General features: G+C 63.3%; 1 protein-coding gene. It reads right to left on the bottom strand.

The genetic code is table 11. From position 1 onward, the window contains the following. Positions 1-564: AMP-binding protein (locus O1W68_RS21520; RefSeq protein ID WP_269307044.1), on the bottom strand; the 564-nt coding region annotated here is incomplete at both ends.

Raw genomic sequence — 564 nt, 5'->3', positions numbered from 1 at the left:
CCGAACGCGCCACCGTCACCGCGAACTCGACCCCCGGATACGAGGTCACCACAGCATCGATCTCACCCAACTCGATCCGGAAACCACGCACCTTCACCTGAAAATCACTGCGCCCCACATACTCGATGTCGTGCGAGTCGGGCAGGCGGCGAACGACATCGCCGGTGCGATACATCCGTGTGCCGTCCTCGACCAGAGGGTTGGCGACGAATCGTCCTGCCGTGAGCCCCGTGCGATTGTGGTAGCCACGAGCAACACCGGGGCCCCAGAGGTACAACTCACCCTTCGCGCCGCCGAGCACGGGACGCAACCGATCATCGAGTACGGCGGCGGACATCCCGCGGATCGGGGCACCGATCGACACCACATCCCCCGCCACCAACGCACCCGAAATATTGGACATAATCGTCGTCTCCGTCGGACCATACCCATTGAAGAACTCACGAACACCACCACCGACACCACGCTCGACCGCCCACCGACCCAACAACTCAGACGACCACGCCTCACCACCGACCACCACAACCCGAAGATCGACCAACCCCACCGGATCCACCGACGCCA

The sequence above is a fragment of the Rhodococcus sp. H36-A4 genome, from assembly GCF_027158005.1.
In the GTDB taxonomy this organism is placed as follows: domain Bacteria; phylum Actinomycetota; class Actinomycetes; order Mycobacteriales; family Mycobacteriaceae; genus Rhodococcoides.
The sequence above is the reverse complement of the archived record's forward strand: the minus strand, read 5'-3'. Positions and strand labels throughout refer to the sequence as shown.